This window comes from Pseudomonas sp. IAC-BECa141 (assembly GCF_020544405.1).
Lineage (GTDB): Bacteria > Pseudomonadota > Gammaproteobacteria > Pseudomonadales > Pseudomonadaceae > Aquipseudomonas.
On record NZ_CP065410.1, the window covers coordinates 4,214,807 to 4,227,430 of the forward strand.

Sequence of the window (12,624 nt, forward strand, 5' to 3'; positions counted from 1 at the left end):
GTCCCCTCAATCCGTAGCCGTGCGGATTCAAAGGAGTGATCGTAATGCCGTCCCTCGATAGCCTGCACACCCTTAAGACCCTGAAAGTCGATGACAAGACTTACCACTATTTCAGCCTGCCGGATGCCGCCAAGTCCTTGGGCGATCTCGCCAGGCTGCCGATGTCGCTGAAAGTCCTGCTGGAAAACCTGCTGCGCTGGGAAGATGAAAAAACCGTTACCGGCGCCGACCTCAAGGCGATTGCCGCGTGGCTCAAAGAGCGCCGCTCCGACCGAGAAATCCAGTACCGCCCTGCCCGTGTGCTGATGCAGGACTTTACCGGCGTTCCTGCCTTGGTCGATCTGGCCGCGATGCGCGCCGCCATGGCCAGGGCCGGCGGTGATCCGCAGCGAATCAACCCGCTGTCGCCAGTGGATCTGGTGATCGACCACTCGGTGATGGTCGACAAGTTCGCCAGCGCCAGCGCCTTCGAACAGAACGTCGACATCGAAATGCAGCGCAACGGCGAACGCTACGCCTTCCTGCGCTGGGGCCAGAGCGCCTTCGACAATTTCAGCGTGGTGCCGCCGGGCACCGGGATCTGCCACCAGGTCAACCTCGAATACCTTGGCCGCACCGTTTGGACCAAGGATGAAGACGGCCGCACCTACGCCTTCCCCGACACGCTGGTCGGCACCGACTCCCACACCACCATGATCAACGGCCTCGGTGTACTCGGCTGGGGCGTCGGCGGGATCGAGGCGGAAGCGGCGATGCTCGGGCAACCGGTGTCGATGCTGATTCCGGAAGTGATCGGCTTCAAACTCACCGGCAAGCTCAAGGAAGGCATCACGGCCACCGACCTGGTGCTGACCGTGACCCAGATGCTGCGCAAGAAAGGCGTGGTCGGCAAATTCGTCGAGTTCTACGGTGACGGCCTCGCCGACCTGCCGCTGGCCGACCGCGCCACCATCGCCAACATGGCCCCGGAATATGGCGCGACCTGCGGCTTCTTCCCGGTCGATGACGTGACGCTGGAATACCTGCGCCTGTCCGGTCGTCCGCCAGAAGTGGTCAAACTGGTCGAGGCCTACACCAAAGCTCAAGGGCTGTGGCGCCTGCCCGGTCAGGAGCCGGTGTTCACCGACAGTCTGGCGCTGGACATGGGCAGCGTCGAAGCCAGCCTCGCCGGGCCGAAACGTCCGCAGGACCGGGTGTCTCTGCCGAATGTCGGTCAGGCGTTCAGCGACTTCCTCGACTTGCAATTCAAACCCACCAGCAAGGAAGAAGGACGCCTCGAAAGCGAAGGCGGCGGCGGTGTCGCTGTGGGCAATGCCGATCTGGTCGGCGAAACCGATTACGAGTACGACGGCCACACCTATCGCCTGAAAAACGGCGCGGTGGTGATTGCCGCGATCACTTCCTGCACCAACACCTCCAACCCCAGCGTGATGATGGCTGCCGGCCTGCTGGCGAAAAAAGCCGTGGAAAAAGGCCTGACCCGCAAGCCGTGGGTGAAAAGTTCGCTGGCACCGGGTTCAAAAGTGGTCACTGATTACTACAAAGCCGCCGGACTGACGCAATACCTCGATCAGCTCGGTTTTTCGCTGGTCGGATACGGCTGCACCACTTGTATCGGCAACTCCGGCCCGCTGCCGGAACCGATCGAAAAAGCTATCCAGAAAGCCGATTTGACCGTGGCGTCGGTGCTGTCCGGCAACCGCAACTTCGAAGGCCGGGTGCATCCGCTGGTAAAAACCAACTGGCTGGCCTCGCCGCCGCTGGTGGTCGCCTATGCCCTGGCCGGCAGTGTGCGCACCGACATCAGCAGCGAACCGCTGGGCAATGACCAGCAGGGCAATCCGGTGTACCTGCGCGACATCTGGCCGAGCAGCAAGGAAATCGCTGACGCTGTGAATCAGGTCAACACGGCGATGTTCCACAAGGAGTACGCCGAAGTGTTTGCCGGCGACGAACAGTGGCAAGCCATCGAAGTACCGCAAGCTGCGACGTATGTCTGGCAGGCGGATTCGACCTACATCCAGCACCCGCCGTTCTTCGACGACATTGCCGGGCCTTTGCCGGTGATCGCCGATGTGAAAGGCGCGCGAGTGCTCGCGCTATTGGGCGATTCGGTGACCACCGACCACATCTCCCCCGCCGGCAACATCAAGGCCGACAGCCCGGCCGGGCGCTATCTGCGCGAGCAAGGCGTTGAGCCACGGGACTTCAACTCCTACGGCTCACGCCGGGGTAACCACGAAGTCATGATGCGCGGCACGTTTGCCAACATCCGTATCCGCAACGAAATGCTTGGCGGCGAAGAAGGTGGCAACACGATCTACATTCCGACCGGCGAGAAACTGGCGATCTACGACGCGGCCATGCGTTATCAGGCCTCGGGCACGCCGCTGGTGGTGATTGCCGGGCAAGAATACGGCACCGGTTCCAGCCGTGACTGGGCCGCCAAGGGCACCAACCTGCTGGGGGTAAAAGCGGTGATCGCCGAAAGCTTCGAGCGGATCCACCGTTCCAATCTGGTGGGCATGGGCGTGCTGCCGTTGCAGTTCAAACTGGATCAGAACCGCAAGAGCCTGAACCTCACCGGCAAGGAAACCCTGGATATTCAGGGCCTGAGCGGCGTCGAGCTGACACCACGGATGAACCTGGCGCTGGTTATCACCCGTGAAGACGGACGTCAGGAAAAAATCGAAGTGCTGTGCCGCATCGACACCTTGAACGAGGTGGAGTACTTCAAGTCCGGCGGGATCCTGCATTACGTGTTGCGGCAGTTGATCGCCTCGTAACACCTGCAGATGCAGAAACACCGCCAGATCGGCGGTGTTTCTGTGTGGGCAGCGCACTTTTCTGCGGGCGAAAAAAAACCCGCCGAAGCGGGTTTTTCCCAAGACCATTATCGACTCCCTGTCGGCAGCGATCCTTGCTAATGGTCGATCATCCGTGATCCTGAAACACTCCCTGTGTTTCAGTTGATGAGGCTAGGTTACGCTCTGGATCCAATCGGCAATAGTCGAAATAGCTACCATCGCGTGTAAGACATTCGCCATAGCAGGCCTTCCGAAAACCCTTAGGCGTGTCAGACATCGAGTGCAGAAGCCGCCAATCCGGCGAATTTCAGCTGTCCGGCGGCGGCTTTTTGCTCGTCATCCTCCATGAACCACGCGGCAGACAGTCCGGCGAATACCAGCGCACAGCGTCCCAGCCACGGCGTGAACAGGTCGAGATCAGCTACCTTCACGCTCGCGGGAACGGTCGCTTTCCGTCAGGAAGTGCTCAAGTCGACTCAACTGCTCCTCCCAGCCCCGACTGTCCATGTAGTAGGCCTCTTTCTGGCGCACGTCGGGAATGTGCGCAAAACCTGATTCGGAGACCTTCAGCAACGTGCCGTTCTCGTAGTCCTGCAGTTCGAATTTGACCAGCGTGGTCGGTTCCTGGGAGTAGTCGATTTTCGGGTTCACCGCGTACGGGTGCCAGCGGAAGGAGAACAGCTGTTGCGGCTCGACCCGCTCCACCAACACATTCCAGAGCACATGTTCATAACCGCGGTACGTGACCTGCCCTTGCGTCCATTCGCCCGGTATAAACCGCCGGCCTTCCAGCGCAACGCCGAACCACTGGCCGAACGCCTCGGCATCGACCAGGGCACGCCAGACATGCGAGCGCGGCGACCTGAGCATGATTTTACGTTCAAAGCTGTTGGGTACTGGTTTCATACGTCACCTCCTGTTTTGAACAGTAGGCTTGTATGACCACATGTCCAATCCGAAGTTGTATCAATCCGGTGCAACGGTCGGGCTGATTGAAATATCCGGCAGTATTTTGGGGCACCGGTTCGTCAGAATGCGGACGGATCAGCACCGTGAAACTGATAACGTTCGCAACGAATTGAACGACACAAGGACGTCATCATGCAGCCCTCCCTCCCCGAACGTTACCGTGGAGCCCTGCTCGGTCTGGCCTGTGGCGATGCCATGGGAACCACCGTCGAATTCCAGCCTCGCGGCAGCTTCCAGCCCCTGACCGAGATGATGGGTGGCGGGCCGTTTCACTTGAAGCCCGGCCAATGGACCGACGACACCTCGATGGCGTTGTGCCTGGCGGAAAGTCTGCTGAACAAAAACGGCTTCGATGCCGCTGACCAGATGGGCCGCTATCTGAACTGGTGGCAATGGGGTTATTTGAGTTCGACCGGCGAATGTTTCGATATCGGCATGACCGTGAGTCAGGCGCTGGATCGTTTTCAACAAACCGGTGAGCCGTTTGCCGGCTCCACCGATCCCCACAGCGCCGGGAACGGGTCGCTGATGCGTCTGGTGCCCGTTGTACTGTTCTACTTCCCGGATGCCCGGCAAATCAGGCGATTCGCCGCCGACAGTTCACGCACTACGCATTCGGCGCCCGAATCCATCGAATGCTGCCAGCTGTTTGCCGAACTGCTCTGCAGGGCTCTGGAAGGCGAGTCGAAAGCGCAACTGCGCACTCAGCCGCAAACAATCTTCAGCCAGCCCAAGGTGGCGGCGATTGCCCGGGGCGAGTACCTGCACAAGACCGAGCGCGACATTCGCGGCAGTGGCTACTGCGTCGAATCCCTGGAAGCGGCGTTATGGTGCTTCCAGAACACCGACAGTTTTGCCGCCGCCGTCCTGCAAGCGGCGAATCTGGGCGATGACGCGGACACCACGGCTGCCATCGTCGGCCAGTTGGCCGGCGCCCACTACGGCGTGCAGGGAATCCCGTTCGGGTGGCTGGAAAAGCTGCATGACGGAGAGGAAATTGCCGCGACAGCGGAGCGGTTGCTCAACGCCTCCAGACACCGTGCACCTTGTTAGCGCCACGAAGTCGCTAAACTGCCCGGCACGTTCACTCATCAAAGCGAGATGACTCATGTCCCCACGCCTGCTTCTGGCCCTGACACCCTTTCTTTTCACTTCTGTTGCTCACGCTGCCGTGGACTGCGCCAATGCCAGCGATCAAGCGACGATGAATCAGTGCGCCGCACAAGAGAACAAGGCGGCGGACAAGGAGTTGAATACGGTTTATCAACAGATCACCGCCCGGTTGAAGAACAACCCTGATGGCAAGAAACTGCTGGTCAGCGCGCAACGGGCGTGGATCGGCTTTCGCGATGCCGAGTGCAAGTTTTCCGCATCCGGAGTGGCAAGCGGGAGTGTTTATCCGCTGATCTACAACAATTGCATCGCCTCAATAACCAAGACGCGAACCGAAGCGCTCAAACAGTATTTGAAATGTGAGGAAGGTGACATGAGCTGCCCGGTGCCGGGGGCCTGACTTTTCAGGGATTTGGAGAGCCTCTTCGCGAGCAGGCCTGCTCCCCCATTTGAACTGCATTTCAATGGGGGAGCAGGCTTGCTCGCGAGGGCGTCATCCCTGACGTCGCTAATTACCGGACGAAGATCTGTGCCGTAGTAATCGCCATATCCCCACCCGGCAGTTTGATGCTGCCGGTCTGCTTCATGGTTTCGGCATCAAAGATCGCCACATCGTTGAAGGTCCCGGCCAGGTAGATCTTGCTCCCGTCCTTGTTGAACGAAATGCAGTAGTAGGAATGATCCAGTGTCGCCGCCTGAATCAGCTTTTTTTGCTTGATGTCGTACTTGGCCAGACGATTGAGTACACCGAACATCAGGTTCGGATCCTTCGGCGAGCGCATGCCGCTGAAGTAGATCTCGGTCAACGGGCCGAAGTCAGTGGTCTCGGTCTTGCCCGTTTTCAGATCGACGCTGAACAAGCCATAAAGGTATTCGGCGGTGGCCGGGTCCTGTTTTTTGTCCTTGAACTTCGCCGCCGTGTACAGCAGCGAGAAATCGTGGCGATAGGTTTGCTGGTTCCATACGTAAAGCACGTCCGGCGCGCTGTAGTTCGGGCGTTTCCAGTGGCGGCTGGGGATCAGAACGTCGAACTTGCCGCTCTTTACATCGACCTTGTACACATCGGCGCCGGCCACATAGAGCGTACCGTCATCGCCGCTCTGCATGATCGTCAACTGCCGTGGAGCCGGAAAGCTGCGCAACGGTTTGGCGTCCATCCCGGCATCGGTGGCGTAGACGTCCAGCCGCGGCTGTTTGACCTCATAGCGGTCATTGAGCATCTGGGTCGGGTTGGCGATGGTGTACAACTCCTTGCCGTCATGGCTGACGGTAAAGGCGAACATCGACCGCGCCTTCTCCCCAGGCTGCTGGGTGATGCTGGCATGGAACACCTGCTTGCAGCTGTCCAGCTCGACACCGTAGACATCGGCGTAATGGTTGTTCAATACGTACGCGGTCTTGCGATCCGGCGAAAGCTGTACGGTGCCGGGGCCAAAGGCATCGGGCATCTTGCAGGTCTTGTACAGGCTGTCGGTCGCCAGGTCGATGACGTGCAGGTTGTTCGGGTAATTGGTGGTCAACATGTACTCGTGACCGTCTTGCAGCGCGGCGTTTTCATCGGCCAGAACCGGGAGCGAACAGGCGCTCAGAACCGCGAGTGCGGCAAGGCCGCAGGCTTTGTTGAGGCTAGGCATGCTGGAATCCTTCTTCTTGTCCGGGCAGTTACTTGTCTTTCGGGAAGACAGTGCCGAGGTTGCGCCAGTTGTCGTTGGACGCCTGGGCATCCTTGTTCCAGTCCGGGTAGGTGCTCATCATGTCCGGCACCTGGGCCGGCCACCAGCACGGGTCGGAGCAGCCATACAGGTCGGCTTCCATCGGCTGACAAAGCGACGACACCCCGCCGAACGCATCGATTTCCCAGCCCGGGTCGGTGGTCGAGGCGCAGCCAGCGACGGAGCTCATCGCCACCACTTCTTCGATGCGGTTCTCGTCCGCGGCCTGATCCAGCTTCAACGCTTTGTTATTGATTGCCTTGAGATGTTTCATATCAGTGAGCCTTGCGCGGAGTGATGTAGCTGCTGATGAACGCGGGGTTGGCGGCCATGATCCGGGTGTAGACCTCAATGCCGAAGTCGACCCAGTCACGCATCAATTCGCAGTAGTGATACGTCGGGTGGGCCGGGTCACCGTAGCGGGCATAGCTCTCGTGGTAGCAACCGCCGGAGCACAGGTTGCGAATCTGACAGTCATGGCAACCGGTGTTGGTGCGATCCAGGCGCAGGGACAGGAAGTCATTCAACTCGACCTGCTTGACGCCGCTGTGGACGTTGCCGAAGGTCGGCAGCGAGGAGCCGGTGAAGCGATGGCACAGGTTCAGTTCGCCTTTGTGATCGACCGCCAGCATCTTCAGCCCGGCGCCGCACGGCAGGGCCTTTTTGTGGCCTTCATGAATGTCGGTGATCAACTGATGCAGGTTGGAGAACCCGATATTGCGGTGTTCCAGCGCAGCCTCCAGATAACGCCGACCGAGACGTTTCATGCTGGCGAACACTTCGATCAACTCGTCGTTGGTCAGATTGAAGCTGCTGATATCGCCGGACGTTACCGGAGCAAATCCAACCTCGGCAAAACCCAGTTCGTTAAACAGGTGATCCCAGATGGTTTCAACGTCGGTGACGCCGGTGGTCAGGGTCACCCGCGCGCCGACCGGACGGCTGTTGTAGCGAGAGAGCAACATTTCGGCTTTGCGCCGCACCACGTCATAAGTGCCCTGCCCGCCCACGGTGATGCGGTTGCGGTCGTGCACGGTTTTCGGCCCGTCGATGCTCACTGACAAGCCAAAACGGTGGGCATTCAGGTAGTCCACGGTTTCTTCGGTGAGCAGCGTGGCGTTGGTGGTCATCACGAACTCGACGAACTTGCCGGCCTCGGCAAACCGCTTCTCGCAGTAATCGACCATGTACTCGATCAGCTTGCGGTTGCTCAGCGGTTCGCCGCCGAAAAACACCACGGTGAAGCGCTCTTCGTCGGGGGATTCGCGTAGCAGCATTTCGACCGAGGCGATGGCAGTTTCGACGTCCATCTTTTTGCCGGCGGACGGCTTGTCGAGGTCTTCCTTGTAGCAGTAGGTGCAGCTCAGGTTGCAGCCGGTGTTGACGTTGAGCACCACGGTGTTGATCGCCGTGCGTTCGACGCGTTTTACGGCGATGTCCGGCGTCAGCGGCGAGCCGTCGCTGACCAGTTCCAGCGAGATCAGCTCGCGCAGTGTCTCGTTGATTTCCTCGCCATTGAACCGCGCGCCGAGGCGCTGGACCAGATCCTCTGAGGAGCACCCAGGGCCGCGCAGTGCATCAATGATGGTGCCGGTCAGTTCATCGCTGGCGAACAGCGAACTGCTGGGGATATGAAACAGCATGCGGTCGGCGTCGACGTGCACTTCGTGCAGATTACGTTCGACCAGATTCAAGATAGCGCCCATTGCAAACCTCCTGTGCAAGCCCCCCCGCCTGGCGGGACTTGCGGTCATTCCGAAAAGTGTCTGAATCGCTGTCGCTCAGCTCAACTCACGTTTTAACATCAGGGAATGGGTGGATTGTTCCAGCGTTGCACGGTGACGATCAGGTGGCCTTCGCCGGTCAGGGATTTCCCTGCGTCGTCGACGGCGGCAATCACCTTGAGGTTGCCGGCATTGTTGGTGGACATCTTGCGAGCCGGATTCGGCCCGGCATCGCCCGGTGTGAACACGCCCGCGTCGGCCTGCATGGTGCCGGCGAACTTGACGTCCTCGTCCTCTTTGGCGCGCTCGTCGAAGGCTTCGACTTTCCATTGCGCCGGGAACACGCCGATGCGATATGGCTTGCCGTCGGCACCCTTACCCCACGCTTCGGCGTCGAAGCGGCCCTGGACTTTCGGCGTCGAACCACCGCCCTCGCCGATCCGTGCCACCGAGAACTCGGGCACCACTTTGACCGAGGCAATCTTGCTGTACACCGACAGGCTCGGGCCTTTCAGGCTGCCGACGCTGACTGCGCGCAGCCCCGGTCGGGCATTGGCTGCCGCTTTGACTTTGACCTTGATCCGATCGGCGCTCTGCTCGACCACTTCGACCACGTCCACGCCTTTGCCGAAATTCGGCTTGCCGCTCAGACCGCTGCCGATCAGGGTCACTTCAGTTTCGCTGCCGGCCTTCACATAACCAGGCTGTACCGCCAGCAGGCGCTGGGAACCCTGTTTGGCCGCAACGAAATCCAGACCGCGCTCATCGTGCTCGGCCTCGAACATCCGGCCCTGCATGGCGTTGCCTTGCGCGGCGAACACCTGACGCATGGTCACGCCATCGACGGTCACGTTGCCGCGCCATTCGTAGCCGCTGTAGAGGATTGCGCTGCCGTCGCCGTTGAACGGGCTGCCGTCGGCGTACTGACCTTTGACGGTAACTTTGAAGGTGTCACTGCCATCGGCGGTGACGCTCATGGTGCCGGCCAGTTCACCCTTGCCCGGCAGGTGACCGCTGAAACTCCAGTCGCCCACCAGCGCCTCGGCTTTCGGTGCGGTTTTGACCCACGTCTGCCACGCCGGATTATCCAGCGGATAACGTTTGGCCAGCAGGGGGACCATTTCCTTGCGGGCGATATCGAACCAGTCACGATCACGGGCCAGCGCCTGATACTCCAGCGACGGCCATTGGCCGAGGTGGAAATTCACCAGACGTTCCCACTCCTGGGCCGGACGCCGTTGCAGAGCGACCCGGGCACCGGAATGGCAGCGACCACACATCTGCGCGGTTTTCTCGTCGAACTGCTCAACGGTGTTCAACCGCCGTTCCAGCGCGTAACGCACGCCATCGGTTTCGCTGGGCGCCAGGCCCTGGGTGTCGGCGAGGTATTTGACCAGTGTGCGTCGATCGTCATCGCTGATCTGCAGACCGTGCATGGTCTGCATCCGGGCAATGCTCATCAGCCAGCCTTCGGGGGTCTTGCGCTGGTGGCTGATACGGCTCAACTGGTCGCCGGCTTCAGGGGTGTGACAGCCCTGGCAGGTTTCCTTGAGGATGGTCTGGGCATCGCGGGCTGCCAGGCTGTACGGCGAATGCAGGGCCACGCAAGCGGCCACGGCCAGCAGGCTGGCGCTCATGCCTGATCGGAGTCTTCTCTTCATCAACGTCGAACCTCGCACGGTGCTTTCTTATTGTTGTGGCTTATCGTTTTTTATGGTTTCTGCCGTTCGTGGCGCTGCACGAACGGAGGCAAGCGAAACGTCTGCTGTGAGCAATACACGGAGCGTGCCAGCTTGCCGATAAGCTTTTCAATCAAGCAGTTACGTGAAGATCATGGCGAAATGGCGGTGCCGGCGGTGCTGGCCGGCGTCCCATTTCGCGACAGCTGTTGCAGTCTGAGACAAGCATAGTTGTTACGGCGTCGGCGACATTGCGTCGCGCGACAGTTCGTCCGGAACCGACAGCATCACCTGCGATGAAATCTCCAGGTGACTGATAAACAAGCCCCGCACATGACGGGGCCCTGTATTGGATTGTTGACATGATCCTAGCGAACGGAATTGTCCGGGTGAACCTTGTAACGCCCACAAAACTCGCAAACCGTCGAACATTCAGCTTGCGTGTCGGCCTTGGCTGCCAATGACCCGGAATCACGCAGGGCAGCTTGAATTCGACGCTCGCGGTAAAACGCATACGTGATCAGCAAACTAAAGCCCAATGACCAAAAACACAGAATTAAAGCCGTCATGATTTATCCTCGAGCATGGCAACTGCGAAAGAGGTGGCGATCAAGAAAATACTGCTTGTAGCCATCAAGGCACCTGCCCGAATCGTATCAACATCGGTCAGATCGCCGATCAACAGCGCCGCAAACCCTGTCACCAGAAATCCAGTCCCCACGCCTATCATGAAATTGGTTAGCCATCGAATGGTTAAGTTGTTCATCGACATCCCTGTGAAGACACTGACCCGCCAAATCCATGGCAGGAAAACCCTATACACCAAGCAACTTAGCTCGTACCTCATGCCTCCACCAGTCGGTAGAAACTGTCAGACGCGCGACTTTTCCTACTCCAGAAAAGGCCCGATTTTGCTCAGGCCCCGTCGCAGCGGCATTGGCTTTGTAGGACGCGTATCTTGCTTCTCAATGGGTGTCGCGTTTTGAGACAAATTCACCCTCACTTCCACTGAAACTCTTCCTCCTTCCCCCCGTGCAACCGGGCTGTACGCCACCCTCCAGCATTTGGCACAACCATTGCGAAAGCCCCTCTCGATCCCCATCGAACAACAAGAGGTTTCGCCATGCCCCTGCCCTACCTGCTTCCTGCCACCTCGGCCTTTATCCAGCGTCCGCCGCGCATGCTGATCGGCGGCGACTGGGTCGAAGCCGCCGACGGCCAGACCATGCCGCTGCACAACCCGGCCACCGGAGAAGTACTGTGCGTAGTGCCACGCGCCACGCCGGAAGATGTCGACCGCGCGGTGCTCGCCGCCCGACAAGCTTTCGATGATTCAACCTGGAGCCGCACCCGCCCGCGCGAGCGGCAGAATCTGTTGTGGAAACTCGCCGACCTGATGCAGCGCGACGCCGAACTGCTGGCGCAACTGGAATGCCTGAACAACGGCAAGAGCGCGGCGGTGGCGCAAGTGATGGACGTACAACTGGCCATCGACTTCCTGCGTTATATGGCCGGTTGGGCGACCAAGATTGAAGGTTCCAGCGTGGATGTCTCGTTGCCGCTGATGCCCGGCGATCAGTTCCACAGTTTCATCCGTCGCGAAGCGGTGGGGGTGGTCGGCGCCATCGTCGCCTGGAACTTCCCGCTGCTGCTGGCCTGCTGGAAGCTCGGCCCGGCGCTGGCCACCGGTTGCACCGTGGTACTCAAGCCCGCCGACGAGACCCCGCTGACCGCGCTGAAACTGGCGGAGCTGGTGCTGGAGGCGGGTTATCCGGAAGGCGTCTTCAACGTGGTCACCGGCACCGGGATCACGGCTGGCTCCGCCCTGACCCACAACCCGCTGGTCGACAAGCTGACCTTCACCGGCTCCACCGCTGTCGGCAAGCAGATCGGCAAGATCGCGATGGATTCGATGACCCGGGTCACCCTGGAACTGGGCGGCAAATCCCCGACCATCGTCATGGCCGACGCCGACCTGAAAACCGCTGCGGCGGGTGCGGCCAGTGCGATTTTCTTCAACCAGGGCCAGGTGTGCTGCGCCGGTTCGCGCCTGTACGTGCAGCGCAAGCATTTCGACAATGTGGTGGCCGACATCAGCGATATTGCCAACGCGATGAAACTCGGCAACGGACTCGACCCGAGCATCGATATGGGCCCGCTGATTTCCGCGCGCCAGCAGGAGCGGGTCTACAACTACATCGAAATGGGCCGCGAAAGCGGCGCGACCATTGCCTGCGGCGGCGAGCAGTTCGGGCCGGGATTCTTCGTCAAGCCGACGGTGATTGTCGATCTCGATCAACAGCATTCGCTGGTGCAGGAAGAGATCTTCGGGCCAGTGCTGGTGGCGATTCCGTTCGATGACGAAGCCGATGCGCTGCGCATGGCCAATGACAGCCCTTACGGTTTGGGTGCCAGCATCTGGTCGAACGATCTGGCGGCGGTGCACCGGATGATTCCGCGGATCAAGTCAGGGTCGGTGTGGGTCAACTGCCACAGCGCGCTGGATCCGGCGCTGCCGTTTGGCGGCTACAAGATGTCCGGCGTCGGGCGCGAGATGGGGTATGCGGCGATCGAGCATTACACCGAGTTGAAGTCGGTGTTGATCAAGTTGTAATGACTG

At 60.0% G+C, this 12,624-nt stretch carries 11 protein-coding genes; 4 read left to right on the plus strand and 7 right to left on the minus strand.

All coding sequences use genetic code 11. The features are described from left to right. Positions 1-44: 44 nt before the first annotated feature. On the plus strand, positions 45-2,786 hold the full coding sequence (gene acnA / locus I5961_RS19220) for an aconitate hydratase AcnA (RefSeq protein WP_085704546.1): 2,742 nt from the start codon (positions 45-47) through the stop codon (positions 2,784-2,786). A gap of 290 nt (positions 2,787-3,076) precedes the next feature. Here acnA and I5961_RS19225 read toward each other — a convergent pair whose 3' ends face one another. Both I5961_RS19225 and I5961_RS19230 read right to left on the minus strand, forming a co-directional pair. Next, entirely contained in the window at positions 3,077-3,238 is a 162-nt protein-coding gene (locus tag I5961_RS19225; protein ID WP_227233070.1) for a hypothetical protein, read from the minus strand. After that, positions 3,225-3,713 (minus strand): SRPBCC family protein, encoded by a 489-nt coding sequence (locus I5961_RS19230; protein WP_085704544.1) that lies wholly within the window; start codon positions 3,711-3,713, stop codon positions 3,225-3,227. The genes I5961_RS19225 and I5961_RS19230 overlap by 14 nt, the downstream gene beginning before the upstream one ends. A gap of 195 nt (positions 3,714-3,908) precedes the next feature. On the opposite strand from I5961_RS19230, the gene I5961_RS19235 reads away from it, so the two are divergent. After that, on the plus strand, positions 3,909-4,829 hold the full coding sequence (locus tag I5961_RS19235) for an ADP-ribosylglycohydrolase family protein (protein WP_085704542.1): 921 nt from the start codon (positions 3,909-3,911) through the stop codon (positions 4,827-4,829). A 55-nt stretch (positions 4,830-4,884) separates the two neighbouring features. Continuing rightward, positions 4,885-5,289: a lysozyme inhibitor LprI family protein gene (locus I5961_RS19240; protein ID WP_085704540.1), complete on the plus strand. Its 405-nt coding sequence runs from the start codon at positions 4,885-4,887 to the stop codon at positions 5,287-5,289. A gap of 112 nt (positions 5,290-5,401) precedes the next feature. Here I5961_RS19240 and peaD read toward each other — a convergent pair whose 3' ends face one another. The 5 genes from peaD to I5961_RS19265 form a co-directional block, all read right to left on the minus strand. Further along, positions 5,402-6,523, minus strand: a complete 1,122-nt coding sequence (gene peaD, locus I5961_RS19245) for a quinohemoprotein amine dehydrogenase subunit beta (protein ID WP_085704538.1) — start codon at positions 6,521-6,523, stop codon at positions 5,402-5,404. A 28-nt stretch (positions 6,524-6,551) separates the two neighbouring features. After that, the gene (gene qhpC, locus I5961_RS19250) at positions 6,552-6,875 is read right to left on the minus strand and encodes a quinohemoprotein amine dehydrogenase subunit gamma (protein ID WP_008016081.1); all 324 of its coding nucleotides are present in this window, start codon (positions 6,873-6,875) and stop codon (positions 6,552-6,554) included. 1 nt (position 6,876) lies between these two features. Further along, positions 6,877-8,307: a quinohemoprotein amine dehydrogenase maturation protein gene (peaB, locus tag I5961_RS19255; protein WP_085704536.1), complete on the minus strand. Its 1,431-nt coding sequence runs from the start codon at positions 8,305-8,307 to the stop codon at positions 6,877-6,879. A gap of 98 nt (positions 8,308-8,405) precedes the next feature. After that, positions 8,406-9,986: a quinohemoprotein amine dehydrogenase subunit alpha gene (gene peaA / locus I5961_RS19260; protein ID WP_227233071.1), complete on the minus strand. Its 1,581-nt coding sequence runs from the start codon at positions 9,984-9,986 to the stop codon at positions 8,406-8,408. A 583-nt stretch (positions 9,987-10,569) separates the two neighbouring features. After that, positions 10,570-10,770 (minus strand): hypothetical protein, encoded by a 201-nt coding sequence (locus I5961_RS19265; RefSeq protein WP_085686895.1) that lies wholly within the window; start codon positions 10,768-10,770, stop codon positions 10,570-10,572. 357 nt (positions 10,771-11,127) lie between these two features. Here I5961_RS19265 and I5961_RS19270 point away from each other — a divergent pair, with 357 nt between their 5' ends. Beyond that, positions 11,128-12,618, plus strand: a complete 1,491-nt coding sequence (locus tag I5961_RS19270) for an aldehyde dehydrogenase family protein (RefSeq protein ID WP_085700529.1) — start codon at positions 11,128-11,130, stop codon at positions 12,616-12,618. Positions 12,619-12,624: the final 6 nt, after the last annotated feature.

Bases quoted from the DNA above. Each gene is read 5' to 3' on its own strand.
- I5961_RS19270 (WP_085700529.1), top strand. From the start codon at position 11,128: ATGCCCCTGCCCTACCTGCTTCCTGCCACCTCGGCCTTTATCCAGCGT.
- peaD (WP_085704538.1), bottom strand. From the start codon at position 6,523: ATGCCTAGCCTCAACAAAGCCTGCGGCCTTGCCGCACTCGCGGTTCTG.
- acnA (WP_085704546.1), top strand. From the start codon at position 45: ATGCCGTCCCTCGATAGCCTGCACACCCTTAAGACCCTGAAAGTCGAT.
- I5961_RS19230 (WP_085704544.1), bottom strand. From the start codon at position 3,713: ATGAAACCAGTACCCAACAGCTTTGAACGTAAAATCATGCTCAGGTCG.
- peaA (WP_227233071.1), bottom strand. From the start codon at position 9,986: ATGAAGAGAAGACTCCGATCAGGCATGAGCGCCAGCCTGCTGGCCGTG.
- I5961_RS19235 (WP_085704542.1), top strand. From the start codon at position 3,909: ATGCAGCCCTCCCTCCCCGAACGTTACCGTGGAGCCCTGCTCGGTCTG.
- qhpC (WP_008016081.1), bottom strand. From the start codon at position 6,875: ATGAAACATCTCAAGGCAATCAATAACAAAGCGTTGAAGCTGGATCAG.
- I5961_RS19240 (WP_085704540.1), top strand. From the start codon at position 4,885: ATGTCCCCACGCCTGCTTCTGGCCCTGACACCCTTTCTTTTCACTTCT.
- peaB (WP_085704536.1), bottom strand. From the start codon at position 8,307: ATGGGCGCTATCTTGAATCTGGTCGAACGTAATCTGCACGAAGTGCAC.
- I5961_RS19265 (WP_085686895.1), bottom strand. From the start codon at position 10,770: ATGAACAACTTAACCATTCGATGGCTAACCAATTTCATGATAGGCGTG.